Origin of the sequence: Streptomyces sp. NPDC001507 (assembly GCF_042894765.1) — a bacterium.
Taxonomy (GTDB): domain Bacteria; phylum Actinomycetota; class Actinomycetes; order Streptomycetales; family Streptomycetaceae; genus Streptomyces.
Genome location: NZ_JBIAVV010000011.1, coordinates 188704 through 213732 on the forward strand (window position 1 = coordinate 188704; position 25029 = coordinate 213732).

Consider the following 25029-nt stretch of genomic DNA (forward strand, 5'->3'; position numbering starts at 1 on the left):
CGGGCGCACTGAACGGGGGGACCGACCATGACGGCGGCTACGGGGGAGCGGCAAGAACAGGAGCGGGAGCACAGGGAGCGGCAGGAGCAGAGGGAGCGGCGGGAACAGGAGTGGGGGCAGAGGGGGCGGCGAGGGCCGGACCGGGGGCGTCGGTGGGTGCGTCGGCGCGGGAGGCTGTGCCGCACTGCTCTCGCCGCCCTGCTCGCCGCCGCCGTGGTCCTCCCGCTGTCCGCGGCCACCCCACCCACAATTCCCGCCCCGCCTCCCGCAGTTCTCCCCGCCCGTCTCACCCCGGCCACCCTCGCCACCGCATACGAGGCCAACCGGGAGAACGCCGCCGAGGCCGCCCGCATGGCCGCCGCCGGCGGCGACCTCTCCCGCGCCGACGCCGACCGCGCCCTCGCGTCCCCCTCCCGTCACCTGCTCCACCTCGACGCCCGCGGTACCGGCCAGGTCACCGAGGTCTTCGGCGACCTGGCGCACGCGACGCGCATCGCCGTCCTGGTCCCCGGCTCGGACACCACCCTCGACACCTACGCCCGCTTCCACACGGCGGCCGAGTCCCTGTACCGGCGCCTCACCCACGAACGCCGGACCCACGACCGCGAGCGGCGACGGACCCGGGTCGCCGTCGTCGCCTGGCTCGGCTACCGCACCCCCGCGACGATCAGCGCCACGGTCCTCACCCCGGGCCGGGCCGCCCAAGCCGCCCCGCACCTGCGTGACTTCCTCCGCGAACTGCGCACCCTCACCACCCCCGGACCCGCGTCCGTCGCCCTCCTCTGCCACTCGTACGGCACGGTGGTCTGCGCCCGCGCCGCCCCCGTCCTCACCGGCCTGGGCGTCACCGACATCGCCCTGGTCGGCAGTCCCGGCACCGGCGCCGGTTCGGCCGCGGCCCTGCACACCTCCGCCCGTGTCTGGGCGGCCCGGGGAGCGGCCGACTGGATAGCCGAGGTCCCGCACGTCCGCGCCGACCTGTTCGGCACGACCGTCGGCTTCGGCACCGACCCGGTCTCACCCTCCTTCGGCGCCCGCGTCTTCGCGGCGGGCCCCGGCGGCCACAGCGACTACTTCACCCCGGGCTCGGCCTCCCTGGCCAACCTCGCCCGGATCGTCCTCGGCGAGACAACGGAGGTCACCCGTGCGTAAGCCGCCGACACCACGTCTCCGCGACCGCATACGACACCGCACGCTGCACCGCGTACGGCACTTCGCCGTCCGCATCGACACCGCCACCCCGCCGGGCCGGGACCGCGCCGTGGACGCCCTGCGCGCGGTCGCCGTCCTCGGTGTGGTCCTGGGCCACTGGCTGATCACGGCACTGGTGGCGGACGGCGGTGAACTGCACACCGGCAGCCCCCTCCAGCAGTTGCCGCGGCTGGCCCCGGTCTCCTGGCTCTTCCAGACCCTCGCCGTGTTCTTCCTGGTCGGCGGCCACGTCGCCACCCGCAGCCATGCCACCGCCCGGGCCGACGGCACCCCGTACCGACGCTGGCTGACGGCCCGTCTGTCCCGCCTCTCCCGGCCGGTCGCCGCGCTCCTCGTCCTCTGGACGATCGTGACCACCGCCCTCCTGCTGTCCGGCACCGACTTCACCACCGTCCGCACCCTCGCCAAACTCGCCCTGTCCCCCCTCTGGTTCCTCGTGGTCTTCGCGGCGCTGACGGCGGCGACCCCGCTCGTCGCCCGGCTCAACCCGCTGTGGCCGCTGGCCGTCGTCCTCCATGTGGACCTGCTCCGTTTCGGCTTCGGCGCCCCGGCCGGCGTCGGCTGGGTGAACCTGGCGGCCGGCTGGCTGGTGCCGTACTCCCTGGGCGCCGCCTGGACCCGTGGCGAACTGGACCGCCCGCGCGCCGGCTGGGTCCTGCTCATCGGCGGTACGGCGGCGACGGCCGGCCTCGTCGCGTGGGCGGGCTACCCGGCGTCGATGGTCGGCGTGCCCGGCGCGTCCGTCTCCAACCTCGACCCGCCCACCCTGGCCGCCGTCACCTTCGGCCTGGCCCAGTGCGGCCTCGCCCTGCTGCTGCGCGAGCCGCTGCGCCGTACGATGCGCCGGCCCCTGGCCTGGGCGGCGGTCGCCCTCGTGAACCTCTCCGCGATGACGATCTTCCTCTGGCACCAGACGGCTCTCATGGCGACCACGGCCACCGGCCTCCTGCTCGGCCGCCTGCCCGGCCTCCACACACCGCCCGACCACCTCGGCTGGGTCGCGGCCCGCCTGCTCTGGCTGCCGGTCTTCGCCCTGGTGCTCGGTCTGTGCTGGGCGGCGTTCCACGGGTACGAGCACGGCCGCCCCCGGACCCGCTCGCGCGTCGTCCGGACCCGCCCCGCGTCCGACCGGGCGGCGCCGACGGGAGCCCGCCATGTCTAGGCTGACCACCGTGACGGAGACGGGGGCCCGGCGGCCGGAGTGGATCGGGACCGGCCGCGTGCTGCGCTGGCTGCGGATACTCCGCGACGACCTGTGCACCGTCCGCCTCGACCCGCTGCCCCCCTCCGTATGGCTGCGCTGGCTGCCGCACGGCGTGCTGTGGGTGGCGTCGATCGGCATCACGATCGGCGGCGTCGCGCAGCTCCAGCACAACGGACATCTGAGTGCCGGCCTCGCCTCGCTGCTCGGGTTCGCCCCGGGCGGTGCCGTGCTCCTCGCGATGTGGCGGCCCGTCCCGGCCTGGTGGCTGTCGACGGGGGCCATGCTGGTGAGCGCCGTCGCGCTGCGCGGCCGGCTGGGCACGACACCGGTGTACCTGTTCACCTGGCCCTGGACCACGGCCGGGATGATCGCGCAGCTGCTGGTCCTGCTGCTGCTCGCGCTGCGGGTCCGGGCCCGGGTGGCCGCCGAGGCGCTGGCCGTGACGGTCCTGCTCACCTGGCTGCTCGACGGCGTCTGGGGTGCGCCGCCGCACCAGTCCACCTCGACGGTCACCGTCGTCCTGGCCACGATCGTCGCGGCGCTCGGCACGGCGCTGCGCGGCCGCCGCGAGGCGCGCGCGGAACTCGGCCGCCAGGCCTCGCTCACCGAGGAGGAGCGGGCCCGGCGCACCCTGCTGGAGGAGCGCAGCCGGATCGCGCGCGAACTGCACGACGTGGTCGCCCACCACATGTCGGTCATCTCCATCCAGGCGCAGGTCGCCCCCCACCTGGTGGAGAACCCGCCGGACGAGCTGCGCGAGAACCTCGAAGGCATCCGGCACAACGCGCTGGAGGCGCTGACCGAACTGCGCAGAGTGCTGGGCGTGCTGCGTTCGGAGGGCCCCGACGAGGACGCGCCCGACGACGGCCCCGGCACCGGCCCGCACAGCCCGCAGCCCACCCTGGACCGGCTGGACCGGCTGGTCGAGAACACCAGGGCGGCCGGTCTGACCGTCACCACCCGGATCAACGGCGAGCGGCGCCCGATGCAGTCGGGCGTGGAGCTGTCGGCGTACAGGATCGTGCAGGAGGCGCTGAGCAACGTCCTGCGGCACGCGCCGGGGGCGACCGCCCATGTCGAGATCGAGTACATCCCCTACGGGCTTCTGCTGTCCGTGGCGAACTCCCGGCCGACCCGGCCTGCGCCGCCGTCGCCTGGCGCCGGGCACGGGCTGCTCGGCATGCGGGAGCGGGCCACGATGCTCGGCGGGTCGCTGACGGCGGGCCCCCTGGCGGACGGCGGCTACCGGATCTTCGCGGAGATCCCGGCCACCGCCCCCGGCCTGATGTCCGGCAGGACCGCGAACCCCACCACCGGCACCACCCGTGCCCCCGACCCGAAGGACGACCGCGCATGACGAGCAGCACCGGCAGCCCCATCCGGGTGGTCATCGCCGACGACCAGCAGATGGTCCGGCAGGGCTTCACCGTGCTGCTGAACGCCCAGCCCGGCATCGAGGTGGTCGGCCAGGCGGTGGACGGCCTGGACGCGGTGGCCAAGGTCGCCGAACTCACCCCGGACGTGGTCCTGATGGACATCCGCATGCCCGAACTGGGCGGCATCGAGGCCACCCGCCGGATCGCCGGTGCGCACCCGCACATCAAGGTGCTGGTGCTCACCACCTTCGACCTGGACGAGTACGTGTACGAGGCGTTGCGCTCCGGCGCTTCCGGGTTCCTGCTCAAGGACGCGTCCGCGGACAAGCTGGCGGAGGCGGTACGGGTGGTGGCCGCCGGCGACGCACTGCTCGCGCCCGGTATCACCCGGCGCCTGATCACCCAGTTCTCCCAGCTGGACGGGGGCGGGGTACGTGCCCCGCTGAAGGCGCGGATCGCCGATCTGACCGAGCGCGAGACGGAGGTCCTCGCCCTGATCGCGCAGGGCCTGTCGAACGCGGAGATCGCCGCCCGGCTGGTCGTCGCCGAGCAGACCGTGAAGACACACGTGAGCCGCATCCTGGTGAAGCTGGGCCTCAGGGACCGCACCCAGGCGGCGGTGTTCGCGTACGAGTCCGGTCTGGTGCGGCCCTCCGGTTACTGACCGGCCGCCCGCCGCTCCGCGCCGCTCCCCGCCGCTGCCCGGCGTACCCGTAGTACCTGAGGAGGACGGCCGAGGACCCTTCTCACTGGTGACGACGGTGACCCGGCTCGGCGCCTACGGTCGTGTACGTGACCGAGACGACCCACACGCAGCCGATGCCGCCGGAGCCGCCGGACAGCGCGTTCGAGCCGTACAAGCCGCGCAGTCCGGAGTTCCGCGCGGCGATGGACGCCCTGCGCGGACTGCGGCAGGACCTGTTCCACGACGCCTTCGCCTACCGCCCGCTGCCCGCGGTGAGCACCGACGGCCCCCTCGCCCGCCGGCTCCCCGGCCGGCTGCGGGAGTACGCGGCCTGGGCGCCGCACGCCGTCATCTGCGCGGGCGGCCTCCTCGCGATGCTCATCGCCTCCGACAGCGACGTCAACGGCGCGGCGGTCAACCTGGCTCTCGGGCTGCTGGCCCTGGCCCCGGTCCTGCTGACCATGGTGCGGCCCGTCGGCGCGTTCTGGCTGTCGATGGCGGCGACCCCGATCGCGTTCGTCCTGGGAAGCGACTGGGACAGCGACTGGCCCTGGCTGCCGGGCAGTTTCGCCTGCCACCTGTTCGTGCTCACCATCGTGGCGATACGCACCAGGCCGCGCACGGCGGCCTGGATGTGGGTGCTGACGGCGGTGTACGGCGTCATGGCGGAGACGGGCTTCCGCAGCGGCCACTACTTCAACTCCGACACCATGACGCTGCTGTTCCTGTCCGCGCTGTCCCTGCTGGGCGTGACGGTCCGGCACATACGCAGCGCGGCCCGGCAGGAGGTGACCGCCCAGCAGACGGTGACCGCACACGAGCGGTCCCGGCGCACGCTCCTCGAGGAGCGCACGACGATCGCCCGCGAGCTGCACGACGTGGTGGCCCACCACATGTCGGTCGTGGCCATCCAGGCGGAGGCCGCCCCCTACCGGGTCGAGAACCCGCCGCCGGAGCTGGAGAAGGCGTTCGTCACCATCCGGGAGAACGCGGTGGCGGCCCTCACCGAACTGCGCCGCGTGCTGGGCGTGGTCCGCGCGGAGGACTACGAGGCGCCGGACGCCCCGCAGCCCACCCTCGCCGACCTGGACGCGCTGCTCGACAACGTGCGGGAGGCGGGCCTCGCGGTCGACAAGGCGGTGACCGGCGCGGTCCGTGAACTCCCGCAGGGCGTGGAGCTGTCGGCGTACCGGATCGTGCAGGAGGCGCTGAGCAACACCCTGCGCCATGCGCCGGGAGCGGGCGCCCGGGTCGAGATCGGCTATGTCATCGGCGGCCTGGGCCTGCGGGTGGTCAACGGCCCGCCGCCGCGGCCCGCGCTCGTCAAGCCGTCCCCCGGCGCCGGCCACGGCATCACGGGCATGCAGGAGCGGGTCTCCATGCTGAACGGCCAGATGACGGCGGCCCCGACGTCCGAGGGGGGCTACGAGGTGACGGTGTTCCTGCCGGCCACCGCCGCCGGAGGTGACGCATGACCGTGCGCACCATCCGCGTGGTGATCGCGGACGACCAGATGATGGTGCGCGAGGGCTTCTCGGTCCTGCTGAACGCGATGCCGGACATCGAGGTCGTCGGCGAGGCGGTCAACGGCCGGGAGGCGGTGGACCGGGTCCGGGAACTCGCCCCGGACGTGGTCCTGATGGACATCCGCATGCCCGAGCTGAACGGCATCGAGGCGACCCGGGAGATAGTCGCCGCCGACGCCACGTCCAAGGTCCTGGTGCTCACCACCTTCGACCTCGACGAGTACGTGTACCAGGCCCTGCGCGCCGGGGCCTCCGGCTTCCTCCTCAAGGACGCCTCGGCCCGTCAGCTCGCCGACGGTGTCCGGGTGGTGGCCGCCGGCGAGGCCCTCCTGGCGCCCTCGGTCACCAGGCGCCTGATCACGGAGTTCTCCCGGCTCTCCGACATCCCGCGCCTGATGCCCACGGCCCACGCCGCCTACGGCGACCTCACGGACCGTGAGACGGAGGTCCTGGTCCTCATCGCCCAGGGCCTGTCCAACGCGGAGATGGCCGAGCGCCTGGTGGTGGCCGAGTCGACCGTGAAGACACACGTCAGCCGGATCCTGGTGAAGCTGGGCCTCAGAGACCGTACCCAGGCGGCGGTCTTCGCGTACGAGGCACGGCTGGTGACGCCGGGGTAGCACAGGAAACACACACGCACTGGCGTTGTGCACAGCCGTTGCCGCGATTCGACCGCGGGAGCGCTGCGGGCGCCGGCGGTGCGGTTCCGCCGACGGGAAGGTCAGCCGGCGTCTCCGGTGAGCAGGTCGTCCGCCGCGTGTGCGTGGACCGCCCGCTGCGCCCAGCTCTCGAGCCGGTCCGTGTCGGTGCAGGCCAGCACATGCGCCCGCAGTGCATCCGGCACCACGAGGCCCCGCCAGTCCAGGATCTGCAGCACCATCTCGGCCTTGGCCGGGGCCCGGCCTTCCACGCGGCCTTCCTCTCGGCCTTCCTCCCGGACCTTCTCGGCGACCTCGTGCCGGAGGAAGTAGTGGACCGTCATCAGCTCCTTCCACCTCTGCCTGGCTTCCGCATCGACCAGGCACGATTCGACGAGCTGCGCGAGCATTCCCGCGCTCTCGGTATCAGTGGTCTCCAAGGCTGCTGCCAGCGGCTTCAGTAGGGCAGCGGCGCGGGGGCCCTTACCATGCGTCATCGCCGAGGACGCCGTGAGGAACACGTCCCGTGACGCCTCCCCGACCCCCCCTCACCTTCTCCGCCCCTGCCTTCGCCGCCCCCGTCGAGCACCTCAAGACCGTCTCGGGCGGGTGAGCAGGTTCGGCAGGGCGCTCAGGGTCATGCCGGTCGCGCCGATCCACAGGGTGGCTGTCGGCCCTCCAGGAACCCCCTCGGCGATCAGCAGGTCCACCGGCGCTTCCCGGGACATCGGCGGCCCTCCGTTCCGTGGGCCCGGACGGTCTCAGGGCTCGGAGTCCGCAAGTTACTGTCCCCGCCGAAAGCTGCTGGAGCAGAAACATGCTCCGTCGATCCCCCGGGCCCAGGCGGGCCGGGCGGCCGGCCGCCGAAGCAGTTCGGGAACCCCCCCCTGGTCAGAGCCGGGACCGGCGGTCTAACGTCCGTCCATGGCAGCCTTCGACCCCTGGGACCCGGACTTCCTGGCCGACCCGTACCCCGCGTACGCCGAGCTCCGCGCCCGGGGCCGGGTGCAGTACTTCGAGCCCACGAACCAGTGGCTGGTTCCGCACCACGCCGACGTCTCGGCGCTGCTGCGGGACCGGCGGCTGGGGCGGACGTACCAGCACCGGTTCACGCACGAGGACTTCGGGCGCGGTGCGCCCGCACCGGAGCACGAGCCGTTCCACACGCTCAACGACCACGGCATGCTGGACCTCGAACCGCCGGACCACACCCGCATCCGCCGCCTGGTGTCGAAGGCGTTCACCCCGCGCACGGTCGAGCGGCTCAAGCCGTACGTGGCCCGGCTCGCCGGAGAACTCGTCGACGGACTGGTGCGCAGCGGTGGCGGCGACCTGCTCACCGACGTCGCCGAACCGCTCCCGGTCGCCGTCATCGCCGAGATGCTGGGCATCCCGGAGGCGGACCGCGCCCCGCTGCGCCCCTGGTCGGCGGACATCTGCGGAATGTACGAGCTGAACCCGTCCGAGGACACGGCCGCGAAGGCGGTCCGGGCCTCCGTGGAGTTCTCCGACTACCTGCGGGAGCTGATCGCCGAGCGGCGCAAGGAACCTGGCGACGACCTGATCTCCGGGCTCATCGAGGCGCACGACGAGGGCGACCGGCTCACCGAGCAGGAGATGATCTCCACCGCCGTCCTCCTCCTCAACGCGGGCCACGAGGCGACCGTCAATGCCACGGTCAACGGCTGGTACGCGCTCTTCCGCAACCCCGCCCAGCTCGCCGCCCTGCGCGCCGACCACTCCCTGGTCCCCACCGCGATCGAGGAGCTGATGCGCTACGACACCCCGCTCCAGCTCTTCGAGCGCTGGGTGCTGGACGAGATCGAGATCGACGGTACGGCGATCCCCCGCGGCGCCGAGGTCGCCATGCTCTTCGGCTCCGCCAACCACGACCCGGCCGTCTTCCAGAACCCCGGCCACCTCGACCTGACCCGCCGCGACAACCCCCACATCTCCTTCAGCGCCGGCATCCACTACTGCATCGGCGCCCCGCTGGCCCGCCTCGAACTGGCCGCCTCCATGACGGCCCTCCTGGAGCGGGCCCCGACCCTGACCCTGACCGCCGAGCCGAAGCGGAAGCCGAACTTCGTGATCCGGGGGCTGGAGGGGCTGAGCGTGGAGGTGGGGTGATCACCCGTTCGGACGATCGCCGACCGACTCCGGGCAATGGTCGCGAGCGGCCGTTCAAGCTGGTGCCTGCCTGCGAAGGGAGGCACCATGACGGTTATGGCAGAGCGCACCTCGTCTCAGATGTCGGTGGACGTCTTCGATCGAATCGCGGAATTCGCCGAGCGTGTGGACGACACCGTCAGGCTCGAATTCATCGACGGACGGATCGGGGTCAAGAAGGTGACGAACGGCGACCACGGCTCGATCATCATGTGGTTGATCCGCCAGTGCATGCAGGCTCGGCCGGAGCTTGACCTCAACCCGACGCAGGGTCTGAAAGTGGAGGCGTACCGCCGTGGCCGGGCCCGCCCCGATGGAGCCCTCGCACCCGTGGGGCACTTCGCAGGGCAGGGTGACTGGGCCGAAACCCGCGGGGTGTTGATGGTCGTCGAGGTCACGTCGTACGACCCGGACACCCACAACCGGGACCGGGTCGAGAAACCCCGTGCCTATGCCGAGGCGGGTATCCCGGTCTACCTGCTCATCGACCGCGACAACTCCTCGGTCCTCGTGCACAGCAACCCCGACCTGGAGGACGGATACCGGGACATCCACGTGGTGAGGCTCGGTGGCAAGGTCACCCTCCCCGATCCCGTCGGCATCGAACTCGACACCGAGGAGCTCAAGCAGTACGTCGACTGAGCAGCGGCCGTCAGCCGGTCATGTCCCGCCGCCGCAGCCCCGCCAGTCCCACCCCCGTCAGCACCGCCGCCAGCCCGGTCAGTGTCACCACCGGCCCCCACGCCATCCCCCCGCCCGGCAGCTTCGGCAGGTGGCCGAAGGGGGAGAGGTCGAGGACGAGTTGGGGGGCGTTGAGGGCGGGGCCCACCCAGCCGATGAGGAGGGTCGCCGCGGCCACTCCCCAGGCGGCCGGGGACAGTCGAGGCGCGACCCCGTACAGCAGTACCGCGACCCCGCCGATCACCCACACCGCCGGGAGCTGCACCAGGCACGCGCCGAGGATCGGGCCGACCTGCCTGCCGTAGCCGACGGCGAAGCCCGCGGCGGCGAGGAGCATGATCAGGGCGGCGCCCGCGTAGGCGACGGTCAGGTGGCCGGCCGCCCAGCGCAGGCGGCCGACGGGGGCGGCGAGGAGGGGTTCGGCGCGGCCCGAGGTCTCCTCGCCGCTCAGGCGGAGGACCGACGCGACGACGTACAGCGCGGCGACCAGGCCCAGCATCCCGACCATGGAGGCGAGGAACGCGTCCGTCAGCCCGCTCTTTCCGCCCATCCGCTCGAAGATCTTCCGGGCGCCGTCGTTGTCGCCGACCAGGCCGGCCGCGCCCTCGGTCAGGCCGCCGTAGACCACGCCGGCCAGGAAGAAGCCGAGCGACCAGCCGAGGACGCCGCCCCGCTGGAGCCGCCAGGCGAGTGCGGCGGCGGAGCCGAGGCGGCCGGTGGCCGGGCCGGGGCGGGTGGGGAAGAAACTCATCCCGAGGTCCCGGCGGCCGGCCAGGGCATAGGCGGCCGCGGCCTGCAGCAGCGTGGCCGCCGCGAAGAGCAGCAGCACCCACCAGCGTTCGGCGGCGAACGGACGCAGGTTCTCCAGCCAGCCGAGCGGGGAGAGCCAAGTCCAGGGGGAGGAGCCGTCGCTGCTCGCCGAGTCGCCCGCGGCGCGCAGCACGAAGGCCGCGCCCAGGACCGCCGACGTCAGGCCCCTCGCCAGGCGGGCGCTCTCGGTGAACTGGGCGACGATCGCCGCCGTCGTGGCGAAGACCATGCCGGTGGCGCCCAGGCCGAGGCCGAGGGCGAGCGCACCCGCCGTGCCCTGGGCCGCCAGGCCCGCGGTGACGAGCAGGGTGAGCACGGCGTTCGCGACCGCCGCCGCCAGCAGGGCCGCGGTCAGCGACGCCCGGCGGCCCACCGCACCCGACGCCACGAGTTCCGCGCGGCCGGTCTCCTCCTCGTCGCGGGTGTGCCGTACGACGACGAGCAGGCCGGTCACGGCCGCGAGGAGCCCGGCGTACACGCCCACCCGCCATGCCGTCAGGCCGCCGAGGGAGGTGTCGTGGAGCGGGCCGATCAGCGCGCGGTAGGCGGCATTGGTCTGCACCTGGCGGACCAGGTCGGTGCGTTCGGCGTCGGTGCCGTACAGGCTCCGCAGGGTGTTCGGCATGGAGAGGACCATCAGCGCGTTCACCGCGATCCACACCGGGGTGGTCACGCGGTCGCGGCGCAGCGCGAAGCGCAGCAGGGTGCCGGTGCCGGCGAGGGTGCTCATCGGGCGACCCCCTCGGCTTCTGCTCCGGCCTCGGCCTCGGCCTCGTCCTGGTAGTGGCGCAGGAAGAGTTCCTCCAGGGTCGGGGGCGTGGAGGTGAGCGAGCGGACGCCGGTCTCGGAGAGCGAGCGGAGTACGGCGGTGAGCTGCTCGGTGTCGACCTGGAGGCGGACCCGGTGGCCCTGGACGTCGAGGTCGTGGACGCCGGGGAGGTGCGCCAGCCCGTTGGGCGGACCGGCGAGCTCGGCGGTCACGCTGGTGCGGGTGAGGTGGCGCAGGTCGGCGAGGGAACCGGACTCGACGGTCCGGCCGGCCCGGATGATGCTGACGCGGTCGCAGAGCTCCTCGACCTCGCTCAGGATGTGCGAGGAGAGCAGGATCGTCCGGCCCCGGTCGCGTTCCTCCTCGACGCAGCGCTGGAAGACCTCCTCCATCAGGGGGTCGAGGCCGGAGGTCGGTTCGTCGAGGATCAGCAGGTCGACGTCGGAGGCGAAGGCGGCGACCAGGGCGACCTTCTGGCGGTTGCCCTTGCTGTACGTGCGGCCCTTCTTCGTCGGGTCGAGTTCGAAGCGGTCGATCAGGTCGGCGCGGCGGGACGCGTCCAGGCCTCCGCGCAGCCGGCCGTAGAGGTCGATGACCTCGCCGCCGGAGAGGTTGCGCCAGAGGGTCACGTCGCCGGGGACGTAGGCGATCCGGCGGTGCACCTCCACGGCGTCCTTCCAGGGGTCGCGGCCGAGGATCTGCGCGGCGCCCGAGTCGGCGCGCAGCAGGCCGAGCAGGACCCGGATCGTGGTCGACTTCCCGGCGCCGTTGGGGCCGAGGAAACCGTGCACCTCGCCGGCCTCGACGGCCAGGTCGAGGCCGTCCAGGGCCTGGGTGCGGCCGAAGGACTTGTGGAGCCCGGCGACCGTGATTGCCTTCGTCATGGTTCAGAACGTACGCTGTCTTCAGAAATTTGTGAAGTTAAGGAAGTTCAGAAACCCCGACTAGGGTGGTGACCATGACTGCGGATGCGATGGGGCGCGATCAGGAGGCCGTCTCGAAGTTCGTCGAGAGCTTCGCGGCACAGCTCGTCGAGGCCGGGATGCAGCGCATGCCGGCCCGGATCTTCGCGGCCCTGTTGTCGTCCGACTCGGGCGCCCTGACCTCGGCGGAACTGGGGGAGCAGCTGCAGGTCAGCCCGGCGGCCGTGTCCGGCGGGGTGCGCTATCTGGCCCAGCAGCGCATGGTCGCGCGCGAGCGGGAGCCGGGCTCCCGGCGGGAGCGGTACCGGGTGCACAGCAACCAGTGGTACGAGGCTCTCACCAGCCGGGAGGCCGTGATCAAGCGGTGGGAGGGGGCGCTGCGGGAGGGGGTCAGCAGCCTCGGCCCCGGCACCCCGGCGGGGCGGCGGATGGCCGAGACGCTGGCCTTCTTCGAGTTCGTCGACGACGAGATCGGGAAGATGATGGAGCGCTGGCGGGTCCACCGCGATCAGCTCTTCGGCGAGGGGTGACGCCTCGCCGAAGAGCCGGCTGCCGGACCTGCCCGGCGCCTCCGGTTCCGGCGCCCCCTGGTTCCGGCGCCCCCGGGCCCCTACCGCTCCCTTGTCTCCTCCAGCACCGTCCGCCCCAGCAGCGCGTACCGCTCCGGCGACCGCCGCTTGAGGTACTGGGCGTAGCCGACGCCCGTGCCCGCGACCAGCGCCACCAGCCACGGCGTCGCCTTCAGCAGCAGTGAGCCGGACTCGGTGCCGGCCGCGGCGCCCATGTTGGAGACCAGCAGGGCGACCACACCGAGCATCGCGATGCCGCCGACGAGCGGGGCGGTGAAGGTCCGGAACCAGTGCCGGCTCTCGGGGTGGTTCCGGCGGAAGTACACCAGCACCGCGAACGAGCAGACCGCCTGCACGACCAGGATCGCCATGGTGCCGAGGATGGCGAGCAGGACGTAGAGGGCGTTGTACGGGTCCTTGCCCGCGATCCAGAACGCGGCGATCAGGACGGCGGAGATCACCGTCTGGACCAGGCCCGCGACGTGCGGGGAGCCGTGCCGGGCGTGGGTGCGGCCGACGGTGCTCTGCAGCTTCGGCAGGACGCCCTCGCGGCCCAGCGCGTACATGTAGCGGGCGGCGCAGTTGTGGAAGGCCATCCCGCAGGCCAGCGAGCCGGTGATCATCAGCCACTGCATCAGGACGACCGCCCAGTGGCCGACGTAGTGCTCGGTCGGGTTGAAGAAGAGCGCGAGGGGGTTCGCGGAGGAGGCCGCCTTCACGGCCGCCGCCTCGCCGTTGCCGGTGATGGCCATCCAGGAGACGAAGACGTAGAAGACGCCGACGCCGAGGACCGAGATCATCGTCGCCTTGGGGATGATCCGCTTCGGGTCGCGGGACTCCTCGCCGTACATCGCCGTGGACTCGAAGCCGACCCAGGACCAGAAGGCGAAGAACAGGCCGAGGCCCGCGCTGGTCCCCTTGAAGGCGTTGACCGGGTTGACCGGGCCGAAGGTGAAGCCGTGCGGGCCGCCGCCGTGCAGGGCGACCGAGACGGCCATCGCCGCGAGGACGGTCACCTCGGTGCCGAGGAGGACGACGAGCAGCTTCTCGGCGACGCTGACGCCGAACCAGGTGCCGGTCGCGTTGATCGCGAGCATCAGGATCGCGAACGCCCACCACGGGACGTCGAGCCCGGTCTGGTCCTTGAGCGTGGTGTTGGCGAAGACCGAGAAGATGCCGATCAGTGCCGGTTCGAAGACGACGTACGCGAAGGTGGCGAGCAGTCCCGAGGCGAGGCCCGCGGTGCGGCCCAGACCGTAGGAGATGAAGCCGTAGAAGGCTCCCGTCGAGGTGATGTGCTTCGCCATCGACGTGAAGCCGACGGAAAAGATTGCCAGGACGACCATTGCGACGAGGTAGCTCGCCGGGGCGCCGATGCCGTTCCCGGACGACACCATGAAGGGCACGTTGCCGGTCATCGCGGTGATCGGCGCGGCGGTCGCGACGGCCATGAAGACCACCCCGAGCAGCCCGATCGCGTTGGGCTTGAGCCGGTGGACCGTGCCGTCGCCGTCGGCGCTCCCGCCTGTCCTCGTCGCCGGGGCGACTCCCTCGTCCACTGCCATCGGGGTGGCCCCTCTCCTGCTGTTCGCTGGCTGTACCGAACCGGAACTCTGTAGGCCGAATGAGTCCGTCGAGGGTCTCGGCGCGTTAAATGTTTGTCAACCAGACCTTTAGAAATCTGGCGCAATCTGTCGGCAACACCCGGCTCGTACGGTCGCCGCCATGAGCACGTACACGGCCACCCTCGGTGGCGAACGCCACCGCTTCGGCTCCCTGGCCCGCCTGCTGGCCGCCGCGAGCCCCGAACGCTCCGGCGACCGGCTGGCCGGCCTCGCCGCCGCGAGCGCGCGGGAACGGGTCGCGGCCCGCTGGGCGCTGGCGGAAGTGCCGCTCGCCGGCTTCCTGACCGAGCCGGTGATCCCGTACGAGGACGACGACGTGACCCGGCTGATCCTGGACACGCACGACGCGGCCGCCTTCGCACCCGTGGCCGGGCTGACGGTCGGCGAGTTCCGGGAGTGGCTGCTGGCGGCGGATTCCGGGGCGCTGGCCGCGGTGGCGCCGGGGATCACCCCGGAGATGGCCGCCGCCGTGTCCAAACTGATGGGGAACGCGGACCTGGTGGCGGTCGCCCGCAAGGTCCGGGTGGTCACCGCGTTCCGCTCGACGATCGGCCTGCCGGGGCGGCTCGCGACGCGGTTGCAGCCCAACCACCCCACCGACGACCCGGCGGGCGTGGCGGCCGCCCTCCTCGACGGCCTCCTCCTCGGCTCCGGCGACGCGGTCATCGGCATCAACCCGGCGACCGACAGCCCCAGGGCGGTCCGCGACCTGCTGGACCTCCTGGACGGCGTGATCACCCGCTATGCCATCCCCACCCAGTCCTGCGTCCTGTGCCACGTCACGACGAGCGTGGACCTGATGGAGCGCGGGGCCCCGGTCGACCTGGTCTTCCAGTCCATCGCGGGCACCCAGGCCGCGAACGCCTCCTTCGGCGTGACACTGGGCCTGCTCGACGAGGCGTACGAGGCGGCGCTCGCGCTCGGCCGCGGAACCGTCGGCGACAACGTCATGTACTTCGAGACCGGCCAGGGCAGCGCCCTGTCGGCCGGCGCGCACCACGGCGTCGACCAGCAGACGGTCGAGGCACGGGCGTACGCGGTCGCCCGCCGCTACCGCCCGCTCCTGGTGAACACCGTCGTCGGCTTCATCGGCCCCGAGTACCTCTACGACGGCCGGCAGATCCTCCGCGCCGCCCTGGAGGACCACTTCTGCGGCAAGCTCCTCGGCCTGCCCATGGGCCTGGACATCTGCTACACGAACCACGCCGACGCCGATGACGACGACATCGCAACCATGCTGACCGTGCTCGCCGTCGCGGGCGCGTCCTTCGTGATCTGCACGCCGGGCGGCGACGACATCATGCTCAACTACCAGTCCGCCTCCTACCACGACGCGCTGTACCTGCGCGAGGTGCTCGGCCTGCGCCCGGCCCCGGAGTTCGAGGCGTGGCTGGAGTCGGTCGGGCTGCTGGCCGAGGACGGCGGCGTACGCGAGGTCGGCGGCCATCCGCTGGCGGCGATCGGAAGGGAACTGGCCGCATGACCGAGGTGACGACGACCACCGGACTCGACGACCTCTGGCCGCTGCTGCGCCGCCACACCCAGGCCCGCATCGGCCTCGGCCGCTCCGGCCCCGCCCTCCCCACCCGGCATCGCCTGCGCCTCCAGTCGGCGCACGCGGCGGCCCGGGACGCGGTCCACTCGCCGTTCGAGCCGGACAGGGTCACGGCGGGGCTGGCGGGCCTGCCTACGGTGCGGGTCCGCAGCGCGGCCGGTGACCGGCTGACGTATCTCCAGCGCCCCGACCTGGGCCGCCGCCTCGACCCCGTGGACCGCGCCCACCTCCTGGCCGGCAGCTGGGACGTCGTCTTCGTCGTCGCCGACGGACTGTCCAGCCGGGCCGTGCACGACCACGCGGCGGCGGTGGTCCGTGCGACGGCTGCCCGCCTCCCGGACTGGCGCCTCGCCCCGGTGGTCCTCGCCGAACAGGCCCGGGTGGCCCTCGGCGACGACATCGCCCACACGATGGGCACGGCCCTGGTGGTCGTCCTGATCGGCGAACGGCCCGGCATGTCGGCGGCGGACTCGCTGGGCGCGTATCTGACGTACCGGCCGGTGCCGGGCGTGACGACGGACGCCGACCGCAACTGCCTGAGCAACATCCGGCCGCCGCTGGGCCTTGCCTACGAGACGGCGGCGGGGAAGCTGGCGGGGCTGATGGGGAGGGCGCGGGAGCTGGGGCGGACGGGGGTGGAGCTGAAGGACGAAAGCGATCACGGAGAGATGCCCAACCGGATACTATGAGTTGCTGTCTGGTTCGCATCGAGGGGAGGGCGCATCATGACATTGATGACTGAGCGACCGGTGATAAGCGGCGGCGAGCCCGGCAGTTTCGAGGAACTGCTGGACATCCTCGATGAGCTGGACCTGCGTGACGGCTTCAAGGCCGAGATCTACCGGGGGAAAATCGTCGTGTCGCCGTGGTCCAAGGGGTACTACGCCCGAGTGATGACGCTGGTGTGCAGGCAGTTGGAACCGCATCTTCCGGAGGGGCACGTCATCGATCGGGGGCCGTTCCTCTACGTCTTCCCCGGCGACGAGAGTGCGTACGGGCCGGACATCCACGCGGCTCCCGAGCGGGTCTTTGAGACGGAGAGTAATCGTCTGGACGGCGAGGCCCTGGTCTTCGTCGCCGAGCTGACATCTACTTCCACCCGGGATGACGACCTGACCGACAAGGTCGAGGTCTATGGCAGGGCCGGTGTCCCCGTGTACCTGCTCCTCGACATGCAGAAGGGGCAGTCAACGGTGTTCTGGACACCTTCGGTCAACGGGTACGAGTCACACTGCACCCGGCCGTTCGGCGAGGACCTCCCCGTCCCGAAGCCTTTCGACTGCACCCTCGACACCACCGGTTTCCAGCCCCCCGTCAAGAAGAACTCGGCACCGTAAGCCCCCATCCCCCCTCCACCACCCGCCACGTCCGTCGCCGTACCGGCCCGGCCAGGCCGCCGTCCGCGCGGTAGCGGAAGTCCGGGCCCGCGACCGTCACCGTGCGGCCCGCGGTCCGTACCGGGGTCGCCGCCGCGCCCACCGACAGCGGGCGTACCTCCACCTCGGCGAGGCCGTCGTGGCCGCCCGGGGTCACCGAGACGCCCTCGACCGGCTGGTCCAGGTCGACGACCGTCTCGCCGTCGACCTCCACCCGCAGGCGTGCGGGCGGACCGGGCACGGCCAGGGCCGGGGCCGGGCGCACCGACAGGGACCGCACGAGGTTCTGGTACGGCCGCAGCCACCCCCGGGCCGGCACCGGCTCCGGGGCCCTGGCCGCCGCGGCCGCCAGCGGCGGGATCCGCAGCGCGCCCAGCACCACCCCGTCACTGTCGTCGACGAGGAGGTCCATGCGGCGCTCCACCCCGTCCAGGACCGCCCGCGCCGCCGCCACCGCACCGGCGGGCACCCCCAGCGTGTGCGCGACGCTCAGCGTGCCCCCGACCGGGACCATGGCCAGCACGCAGTCGGCCAGCTCCCGCCTCCGGTGCAGAAAGGTCACCGCACGGACCAGCGCACCGTCGTCCCCGACGACCACCGGCCGCCGCGAGCCCCTGCGGGACAGCACGCGGGCGAATTCCTCGGGCCCGTCCGGCATGCACACCTTCGCGGCCGCCCCCGCGCTGAGCACGTCTTTCGCGATCCGGACGGACTCACCGTCCGTTTCCCGTGCCGCCGGATCGATGATCACCAGCAGCTGATCGGACCTCGCGAAAGTCGCCACCTCGGTCCTGCCTCGCTTCCTCGGGTAGCATCACTGTGCAAGAGCCCCTTGCGCTATTGCGCCAGGGGCTTCGTCTATTCCGGGGCATCCGGTCCGACGGTTGTGCGGCCAACGACGGTCGCGGTGGTACGCGGCGACGAACCTTACGCGTACGCCCCTGACCTTGGACATGCCCCGCCCGGAAGGGGTGTACGCGCGTGCCCGCACTTGTGCTGCTCGGTGCTCAGTGGGGTGACGAAGGCAAGGGAAAGGCGACGGATCTGCTGGGCGGCTCCGTCGACTACGTGGTGCGATACCAGGGTGGCAACAACGCCGGCCACACGGTCGTCGTCGGCGACCAGAAGTATGCGCTCCATCTGCTCCCTTCCGGAATCCTCTCGCCCACGTGTGTCCCGGTCATCGGCAACGGTGTCGTCGTCGACCCGTCGGTCCTGCTCTCCGAGCTGAGCGGTCTGAACGAGCGTGGCGTCGACACGTCCAAGCTCCTCATCAGCGGTAACGCGCACATCATCACGCCGTACAACGTGACCGTCGACAAGGTGACGGAACGCTTCCTCGGTAAGCGGAAGATCGGTACGACGGGGCGCGGCATCGGCCCGACCTACGCAGACAAGATCAACCGTGTCGGCATCCGGGTCCAGGACCTCTACGACGAGTCGATCCTGACCCAGAAGGTCGAGGCGGCCCTCGACGTCAAGAACCAGATGCTGACCAAGCTCTACAACCGGCGCGCGATCGCCGTCGAGCAGGTCGTCGAGGAGCTGCTGGGCTACGCGGAGAAGCTCGCTCCGTACGTCGCCGACACGGTCCTGGTCCTCAACCAGGCCCTGGAGGACGACAAGGTCGTCCTCTTCGAGGGCGGGCAGGGCACGCTCCTCGACATCGACCACGGGACCTATCCCTTCGTCACATCCAGCAACCCCACCGCGGGCGGCGCCTGCACCGGCTCCGGCGTCGGCCCGACGAAGATCAGTCGTGTCATCGGCATCCTCAAGGCGTACACGACCCGCGTCGGCGCCGGCCCGTTCCCGACCGAGCTCTTCGACGCGGACGGCGAGGCGCTGCGCCGGATCGGCGGCGAGCGCGGTGTGACGACCGGCCGGGACCGCCGCTGCGGCTGGTTCGACGCGGTCATCGCCCGCTACGCGACCCGCGTGAACGGCCTGACCGACTTCTTCCTCACCAAGCTCGACGTGCTCACCGGCTGGGAGCAGATCCCGGTCTGCGTCGCGTACGAGATCGACGGCAAGCGGGTCGAGGAACTCCCGTACTCGCAGACCGACTTCCACCACGCGAAGCCGGTCTACGAGACGCTGCCCGGCTGGTCCGAGGACATCACCAAGGCGAAGTCCTTCGCGGACCTGCCGAAGAACGCGCAGAACTACGTGAAGGCGCTGGAGGAGATGTCCGGCGCCCCGATCTCCGCGATCGGTGTGGGCCCGGGCCGGGACGAGACGATCGAGATCAACTCGTTCCTGTAAGTCGTGTGTACGCGCGTCCACTTGGGCCGGTCTTGGGAATCCTTGACCGGCCCTTGGGCTTTCCGTGGTTACGCCGGTAACGGGCGAGGGTCAGCATCTACGCGGGTAGCCCGCCGCCTCCCGCACGCCACACCCGTCCTCTCCGCCTCTCCAGGAGTCCTGAATGCCCGTCAATCCCATGAACCGTCGTGAGTTCGTGCAGAAGTCGGCCGTCACCGGCGCCGCCGTGGCCGTCGCGGGAACGGTCGGTACCGGCACCGCCCAGGCCGCCGAGGCCGGCCACGCCAAGCCGCCGAAGGCGCCCAAGACCTGGAGCTTCTCCATCCTGGGCACCACCGACCTGCACAGCCACGTCTTCAACTGGGACTACTACAAAGATGCGGCGCCCGTGGACTCCAAGGGCAACACGTACGGCATCGCGCGCATCGCCACCCTGGTGAAGAACATCCGCAAGGAGCTGGGCGCGGACCGGGTCCTGCTCGTGGACGCCGGCGACATCATCCAGGGCACCTCCCTCGCCTCCTACTTCGCGAGCGTCGACCCGATCACCGGCAAGAACGGCAAGCGCGGCCCCGAGCACCCCATGGCGATCGCCATGAACGAGATGCGCTACGACGCGGCGGCCCTCGGCAACCACGAGTTCAACTACGGCATCGAGACGATCCGCACCTTCGAGAAGCAGTGCGACTTCCCGCTGCTCGGTGCCAACGCCCTTGACGCCAAGACGCTCAAGCCCGCGTTCCGGCCCTACACCGTCAAGCACATCAAGGTCCCGCACGGCCCCGACATCAAGGTCGGCATCCTCGGCCTCACCAACCCGGGCATCGCCCTGTGGGACAAGGACAACGTCTCCGGGAAGATGGCCTTCACGGGCCTGGTCGAGCAGGCGAAGAAGTACGTGCCGCGGCTGCGCGCCCTCGGCTGCGACGTCGTCTTCCTCACCGACCACTCCGGCCTGGACGGCTCGACGTCGTGGGGCGACGAACTCCCCTACGTGGAGAACGCGTCGAACCTGGTCGCCGAGCAGGTCCCCGGCATCGACGCGATCCTCGTCGGCCACACCCACGTCGACGTCCCGTCGTACACGGTGAAGAACGCGGAGACCGGCGAGGACGTCCTCCTCTCCGAGCCGTACTGCTACGGATACCGCCTCTCCCGCTTCGACTTCGAGCTGGAGCACGTGCGCGGCTCCTGGAAGGTCACCAAGAAGACGGCCACCACCCTGAACAGCAACACGGTCGCCGAGGACCCGCGGATCACCGAACTCCTCACCGCCGACCACAACCTGGTCGTCAAGTACGTCAACACCGCGATCGGCACCTGTACCGCGGCTATGTCGACGGCGGAGGCCTGCTGGAAGGACGTCCCCGCCATCGACTTCATCCAGCAGGTCCAGATGGACGCGGTGAAGGCGGGCCTGTCGGCGGCGGACGCCGCGCTCCCGCTGATCTCGGTGGCCGCCTGCTTCAGCCGTACGGCCACCATCCCGGCGGGCGCCGTGACGATCCGCGACGTGGCGGGCCTGTACGTCTACGAGAACACCCTGTACGGCAAGAAGCTCACCGGCGCCCAGCTCAAGGACTACCTGGAGTACGCGGCGAAGTACTACCACCAGGTCCCGGCCGGCACGGCGGTGAACACCGCCACCCTCACCAACGCCAACAGCTTCTGGGACTACATGTACGACATGGCGGCCGGCGTCGACTACGAGATCGACATCGCGGCCGCCGAGGGCTCCCGCATCAAGAACCTCACCTACAACGGCACCGCGGTCGCCGACGACCAGGTCTTCGTCGTCGCCGTCAACAACTACCGCGCCAACGGCGGCTCCGGCTACCCGCACATCGCGTCCGCCGAGATCGCCTACAGCTCCACCAACCAGGTCCGCGACCTGATGGTCGCCTACGCCACGGCCAAGGGCACCATCGACCCGTCGGCCTTCGCGGCCACCAACTGGAAGCTGACCCAGGGCGGCACGCCGGTCTTCTAGTACCTCGCAGCCGCACGTGTGGTGGCCCCACCCCTCGGGTGGGGCCACCACTTTTTCTTTTTCCCGGACAGGAGAGACCTGTCGATTTCATTTGTGGATTTCATTGTTTCTGTGAATCCTGAAAATCTTGCCCAGACTTCCCTCCGAAATTGATATTCGGTCGAGTTTTCTCATTGAGTGTCAAGAATGTTGTTGGTAGCGTCCGCGGTGCGTTCCCCTGATCTTCCGACCAGGCCAACGGGTGTGCCCGTATGGCTAGTTCGGCGTGCCTAAGGAGTAGTTCGTGAGCAAAGAGAGAACCCGTCTCGTCCGTTCCAGGCGGACTCGAAGGGCCGTGCTGGGAGCCGCCACCGCGCTGGTTCTTGCCGGTGGTGGATTCGCCGTGGCAAATGCGTCCACGGCCGGCAGTGAGAAATCGGCCGCGGGCGTGCAGCGGCCGGTGGACAAGCACGCGACCGGCACCGCGGCCGTGGTCAGCGCCGCCAACGCCTTCCTGAACACCCTGACCTCCGACCAGCAGGCCTCGACACTGCTGGACCTCACGCAGGCGAACGCGACCGCCTGGTCGAACCTGCCCTGCGGCGGGACCTGCCGCCCCGGCATCCAGTTCAGCACCCTGTCGGACGACCAGCTGGCCGCCGCCGAGCACGTGCTGAAGCTGGCCCTGGGGAGCGGCAAGGACACCGGCTACGAGCACGTCCTGCAGACCCTCAAGGCCGACGACGTGCTCGCCTCGGCCGAGAGCACCAGCTCCGCCTCCGCCGGCCCGACCGACGCGCCCACGGCGACCGCCACCGACTCGGCATCGGCCGACCCCTCGGCCACGCCGACCGGCTCGGCGTCCGCCGCCGCCCCGACCGGCGCCCCGCCTTCCGGCGGTACCGGCGGCGGTGCCGGCGGGTTCTCGTACGGCAGTGGCTACTACTACCTGGCGTTCCTCGGCACCCCGTCCAAGACCGGCACCTGGCAGCTGCACTTCGGCGGCCACCACCTCGCCGTGAACATCACGTACAAGGACGGCAAGGTCTCCGGCGCCAGCCCCTTCTTCACCGGCGTCGAGCCGACCAGCTGGACCGCGGACGACGGCACCACCTACGCGCCGCTGGCGAAGTTCCGCGACGGCCTGCTGAAGCTGACCGGCAGCCTGAGCACCTCGCAGCTGGCCGAGGCCAAGCTGTCGGAGTCGTTCGGCGACGTGCTGCTCGGCCCCGGCAAGGACGGCGACTTCCCGGAGACCAAGGAGGGCATCAAGGTCAGCGAGCTGTCGCCGAAGCAGAAGAAGCTGGTCCTGGCGGCGATCCACCCGTGGGTCGCGGACGTGGACGACGCCACCGCCGCCCAGCTGATGAAGACGTACGCGAAGGAACTCGACCAGACCTACGTCGCCTACTCCGGCGGCACCGGCCTGGACACCCAGGGCGACTACGTACGCATCGACGGTCCCAGCGTGTGGGTCGAGTTCGTCTGCCAGAACGGTGTCGTGTTCCAGAACCAGGTCCACTACCACACCGTCTACCGCGACCACACCCGCGACTACGGGAACGAGTTCTCCTTCTCATGACCGGACCGCGAAACTGGCTGGCCAACGCCCTGACACGCCTGGTGGCCGGGATCGCGATCGTGGTGCCGGCGGCGCTCCTGCTCGGGGCGTCGCCGGCCGCCGCGCATCCGATGCCGCACTCGGTGGTACAGCTGGACGTGTACCGGTCCTCGGTGTCCGCCCGGCTGGAACTGCCCGTCTCCGACTTCTCCCGGGCCAGCGGCATCGACCTCGACGACGTCACGGGGAAGGCTGTACCGGCCGCGCGGGCGACTGCGATCCGCGCTTACCTCGTCCAGCACATCCACCCCACCACGTCCGGCGGCAAGGCCTGGCAGGTCGGCATCGGTGCGATGCACCTGAGCGCCACCCGGCAGACCTCCACCGGCCCGTACCGGGAACTGACCGTCGCCGCGGTCCTCACCCCGCCCGCAGGGGCCGACGTACGCCACTTCACCTTCCACTACGACGTGATCGTCCACCAGGTCGTCACCCACGTGACCCTCGTGACGGTCCGCCAGGACTGGGCGAACGGGCAGGTCGACGGCAAGGGCACCACCCAGGTCGGCACGATCGAACTCGACGTCCGGCACATGAAGGTCCCGGCCCTCAAGGTCGACCTCGGCCCCGGCAGCGCCTGGCGCGGCTTCGTCGCGATGCTCGAACTCGGCGGCAACCACATCCTCACCGGCACCGATCACCTGCTCTTCCTGCTGATCCTGCTCCTGCCGGCTCCCCTGGCGGCGAGCGGCGGCCGGTGGACCGGCCTGGTGAGTCCCCGCAAGGCACTGACCCGCATCGGCGGCATCACCCTCGCCTTCACGGCCGGCCACTCGGTCGCCCTGGCCGCGAGCTCCCTGGGTCGGCTCGACATCCCCTCCTGGCCGGTGGAGGCGTTCATCGCGGCCAGCATCCTGGTCGGCGCCATCCACGCGATCCGCCCGCTCTTCCCCGGGCGGGAAGCGGTCGTCGCGGGCGTCTTCGGCCTCGGCCACGGCATGGCCTTCTCCTTCGTACTGGCCGAGATGCACCTCTCCACCGGCCAACTGGTCACCAGCCTCCTCGGCTTCAACCTCGGCATCGAACTGGTCCAGCTGCTGCTGGTCTGCCTGACCCTGCCCTCGCTCCTGCTCCTGGCCCGCCTCCGCGCCCAGCCCGTGCTCCGGCTGACCGGCGCGGTGCTCACCGGCATCGCCGCCCTCGGCTGGCTGGCCGACCGCCTCGGCCTGCCCAACCCGGTCGCCCGCGCGGCCGACAGCGCCGGCTCCCAGACCACGCTGCTGCTGATCGTCCTGACACTGGCCGCGCTCACCAGCACGGGGTGGATCCTGGTCGCCCGCATGCGCAGCGCACCGCCGGACGGGCTCAGGCTGCGACCCTGGTGGCCAGACGGTCGCGGAGCTTCATGAAACGTCCTGGGGGTCCCGGCCCTGCCATGTGGTGACGCAGGCCTCGTTCCCCTCCGGGTCGGCAAGCACCCAGAAGGCGGGGGCACGGGTCGCGGACACGAGCCGGCCCCCGGCTGCCAGCGCGGCTTCGATCCGCCGGGCTGCCTCGTCATGCGGAACACTGATGTCGACGTGGATGCGATTGCGCTGCGGACGGGCCCGGTCCATCTGCTGGAACCAGAAGGCAGGGCCCTGCCCGACCGGGTCGACGAGCGGATCCTCCGGCCCCCCGGCGCCCGCCTCGTCGGCATAGCCCAACACCGCCTTCCAGAACGGCCGGATGCCGGCGATGTCCAGGGCATCGATTGCGATCTCAAGAAGCTGGACGGACCGTGGTGCCCCCGCCCCGAGTCCGGGCTCCGGCAGGAACCCGGACGTGCCGGCGGTGGCGGAGATCAGACGTGCGAGTTCGGCATCCCGATCGGTGACCGCCGCGTGTTCCGACGACTGCAGGGTGAAGACGGCCAGGCCGGGGCGGACATCGACCCGGAGATGGCGATCGGCGTCCTCGCCGCACACTGTGACGGCGTCCGCCGCCACGCTGATCGCCTGCGCCAACGTCCGCACCGGAACCGACGTTTGCAAGGTGCCGAGCACGTAGCGCCACCCGTGGTCCTGGACCGTCTCGGACGCTTCCCGCCGACTCAATATCCGCTCCATGACCACAT

Annotated in this window: 23 protein-coding genes; 16 read left to right on the forward strand and 7 right to left on the reverse strand. The window is 71.3% G+C overall.

The window, feature by feature from the left end; all coding sequences use genetic code 11:
- Nucleotides 1–156 precede the first annotated feature (156 nt).
- The 6 genes from ACFY0K_RS32960 (at nucleotide 157) to ACFY0K_RS32985 (ending at nucleotide 6623) form a co-directional block, all read left to right on the forward strand.
- The gene (locus ACFY0K_RS32960) at nucleotides 157–1152 is read left to right on the forward strand and encodes an alpha/beta hydrolase (protein ID WP_390642885.1); all 996 of its coding nucleotides are present in this window, start codon (nucleotides 157–159) and stop codon (nucleotides 1150–1152) included.
- Nucleotides 1153–1180: 28 nt separating this feature from the next.
- Nucleotides 1181–2374: an acyltransferase gene (locus tag ACFY0K_RS32965; RefSeq protein ID WP_390643063.1), complete on the forward strand. Its 1194-nt coding sequence runs from the start codon at nucleotides 1181–1183 to the stop codon at nucleotides 2372–2374.
- Nucleotides 2367–3773: a sensor histidine kinase gene (locus tag ACFY0K_RS32970; RefSeq protein WP_390642886.1), complete on the forward strand. Its 1407-nt coding sequence runs from the start codon at nucleotides 2367–2369 to the stop codon at nucleotides 3771–3773. Before ACFY0K_RS32965 ends, ACFY0K_RS32970 begins: the two co-directional genes overlap by 8 nt.
- Nucleotides 3770–4456, forward strand: a complete 687-nt coding sequence (locus ACFY0K_RS32975; RefSeq protein WP_382720505.1) for a response regulator — start codon at nucleotides 3770–3772, stop codon at nucleotides 4454–4456. Before ACFY0K_RS32970 ends, ACFY0K_RS32975 begins: the two co-directional genes overlap by 4 nt.
- Before the next feature lie 128 nt (nucleotides 4457–4584).
- Nucleotides 4585–5952: a sensor histidine kinase gene (locus tag ACFY0K_RS32980; RefSeq protein WP_390642887.1), complete on the forward strand. Its 1368-nt coding sequence runs from the start codon at nucleotides 4585–4587 to the stop codon at nucleotides 5950–5952.
- Nucleotides 5949–6623 carry a response regulator gene (locus ACFY0K_RS32985; RefSeq protein WP_390642888.1) on the forward strand — a complete coding sequence of 225 codons (675 nt, stop codon included), beginning with the start codon at nucleotides 5949–5951 and terminating at the stop codon, nucleotides 6621–6623. Before ACFY0K_RS32980 ends, ACFY0K_RS32985 begins: the two co-directional genes overlap by 4 nt.
- Nucleotides 6624–6724: 101 nt before the next feature.
- On the opposite strand, the gene ACFY0K_RS32990 is transcribed toward ACFY0K_RS32985, so the two are convergent.
- Nucleotides 6725–7162, reverse strand: a complete 438-nt coding sequence (locus ACFY0K_RS32990; RefSeq protein ID WP_390642889.1) for a hypothetical protein — start codon at nucleotides 7160–7162, stop codon at nucleotides 6725–6727.
- 69 nt (nucleotides 7163–7231) lie between these two features.
- Complete coding sequence (locus ACFY0K_RS32995) at nucleotides 7232–7369, reverse strand: hypothetical protein (RefSeq protein WP_390642890.1); 138 nt, start codon at nucleotides 7367–7369, stop codon at nucleotides 7232–7234.
- A gap of 196 nt (nucleotides 7370–7565) precedes the next feature.
- Between ACFY0K_RS32995 and ACFY0K_RS33000 the strand changes: the two genes are divergently transcribed.
- Entirely contained in the window at nucleotides 7566–8771 is a 1206-nt protein-coding gene (locus ACFY0K_RS33000) for a cytochrome P450 (protein ID WP_390642891.1), read from the forward strand.
- Between the two features lie 87 nt (nucleotides 8772–8858).
- Nucleotides 8859–9452: a Uma2 family endonuclease gene (locus tag ACFY0K_RS33005; RefSeq protein WP_390642892.1), complete on the forward strand. Its 594-nt coding sequence runs from the start codon at nucleotides 8859–8861 to the stop codon at nucleotides 9450–9452.
- A 10-nt stretch (nucleotides 9453–9462) separates the two neighbouring features.
- Here the strand turns inward: ACFY0K_RS33005 and ACFY0K_RS33010 are convergent, their stop codons facing one another.
- Together ACFY0K_RS33010 and ACFY0K_RS33015 are read right to left on the reverse strand one after the other, a co-directional pair.
- Nucleotides 9463–11031, reverse strand: coding sequence for an ABC transporter permease (locus tag ACFY0K_RS33010; RefSeq protein WP_390642893.1), 1569 nt, complete (start codon nucleotides 11029–11031; stop codon nucleotides 9463–9465).
- A complete protein-coding gene (locus tag ACFY0K_RS33015; RefSeq protein ID WP_390642894.1) occupies nucleotides 11028–11954 on the reverse strand; it encodes an ATP-binding cassette domain-containing protein in 927 nt (308 codons plus the stop codon). The genes ACFY0K_RS33010 and ACFY0K_RS33015 overlap by 4 nt, the downstream gene beginning before the upstream one ends.
- 74 nt (nucleotides 11955–12028) lie before the next feature.
- Here ACFY0K_RS33015 and ACFY0K_RS33020 point away from each other — a divergent pair, with 74 nt between their 5' ends.
- A complete protein-coding gene (locus ACFY0K_RS33020) occupies nucleotides 12029–12523 on the forward strand; it encodes a GbsR/MarR family transcriptional regulator (protein WP_390642895.1) in 495 nt (164 codons plus the stop codon).
- Nucleotides 12524–12603: 80 nt separating this feature from the next.
- On the opposite strand, the gene ACFY0K_RS33025 is transcribed toward ACFY0K_RS33020, so the two are convergent.
- Nucleotides 12604–14127, reverse strand: coding sequence for an APC family permease (locus tag ACFY0K_RS33025; RefSeq protein ID WP_390642896.1), 1524 nt, complete (start codon nucleotides 14125–14127; stop codon nucleotides 12604–12606).
- A gap of 160 nt (nucleotides 14128–14287) precedes the next feature.
- Between ACFY0K_RS33025 and ACFY0K_RS33030 the strand changes: the two genes are divergently transcribed.
- From ACFY0K_RS33030 to ACFY0K_RS33040, 3 genes are read left to right on the forward strand one after another with little or no spacing between them, the layout of a single operon-like run.
- The gene (locus tag ACFY0K_RS33030; protein ID WP_390642897.1) at nucleotides 14288–15670 is read left to right on the forward strand and encodes an ethanolamine ammonia-lyase subunit EutB; all 1383 of its coding nucleotides are present in this window, start codon (nucleotides 14288–14290) and stop codon (nucleotides 15668–15670) included.
- Complete coding sequence (gene eutC / locus ACFY0K_RS33035; protein WP_390642898.1) at nucleotides 15667–16431, forward strand: ethanolamine ammonia-lyase subunit EutC; 765 nt, start codon at nucleotides 15667–15669, stop codon at nucleotides 16429–16431. The genes ACFY0K_RS33030 and eutC overlap by 4 nt, the downstream gene beginning before the upstream one ends.
- A gap of 36 nt (nucleotides 16432–16467) precedes the next feature.
- A complete protein-coding gene (locus tag ACFY0K_RS33040) occupies nucleotides 16468–17079 on the forward strand; it encodes a Uma2 family endonuclease (RefSeq protein ID WP_390642899.1) in 612 nt (203 codons plus the stop codon).
- On the opposite strand, the gene ACFY0K_RS33045 is transcribed toward ACFY0K_RS33040, so the two are convergent.
- Nucleotides 17057–17902, reverse strand: a complete 846-nt coding sequence (locus tag ACFY0K_RS33045) for a diacylglycerol kinase family protein (protein ID WP_390642900.1) — start codon at nucleotides 17900–17902, stop codon at nucleotides 17057–17059. The genes ACFY0K_RS33040 and ACFY0K_RS33045 overlap by 23 nt on opposite strands.
- 197 nt (nucleotides 17903–18099) lie before the next feature.
- On the opposite strand from ACFY0K_RS33045, the gene ACFY0K_RS33050 reads away from it, so the two are divergent.
- The 4 genes from ACFY0K_RS33050 (at nucleotide 18100) to ACFY0K_RS33065 (ending at nucleotide 24322) form a co-directional block, all read left to right on the forward strand.
- Nucleotides 18100–19383, forward strand: a complete 1284-nt coding sequence (locus ACFY0K_RS33050; protein WP_351956502.1) for an adenylosuccinate synthase — start codon at nucleotides 18100–18102, stop codon at nucleotides 19381–19383.
- Nucleotides 19384–19546: 163 nt separating this feature from the next.
- The gene (locus tag ACFY0K_RS33055; RefSeq protein WP_390642901.1) at nucleotides 19547–21373 is read left to right on the forward strand and encodes a bifunctional metallophosphatase/5'-nucleotidase; all 1827 of its coding nucleotides are present in this window, start codon (nucleotides 19547–19549) and stop codon (nucleotides 21371–21373) included.
- Nucleotides 21374–21755: 382 nt separating this feature from the next.
- Nucleotides 21756–22934, forward strand: coding sequence for a DUF3500 domain-containing protein (locus ACFY0K_RS33060; protein ID WP_390642902.1), 1179 nt, complete (start codon nucleotides 21756–21758; stop codon nucleotides 22932–22934).
- Nucleotides 22931–24322: a HupE/UreJ family protein gene (locus tag ACFY0K_RS33065; protein ID WP_390642903.1), complete on the forward strand. Its 1392-nt coding sequence runs from the start codon at nucleotides 22931–22933 to the stop codon at nucleotides 24320–24322. Before ACFY0K_RS33060 ends, ACFY0K_RS33065 begins: the two co-directional genes overlap by 4 nt.
- On the opposite strand, the gene ACFY0K_RS33070 is transcribed toward ACFY0K_RS33065, so the two are convergent.
- Complete coding sequence (locus ACFY0K_RS33070) at nucleotides 24317–25021, reverse strand: VOC family protein (RefSeq protein ID WP_390642904.1); 705 nt, start codon at nucleotides 25019–25021, stop codon at nucleotides 24317–24319. The genes ACFY0K_RS33065 and ACFY0K_RS33070 overlap by 6 nt on opposite strands.
- Nucleotides 25022–25029 lie beyond the last annotated feature (8 nt).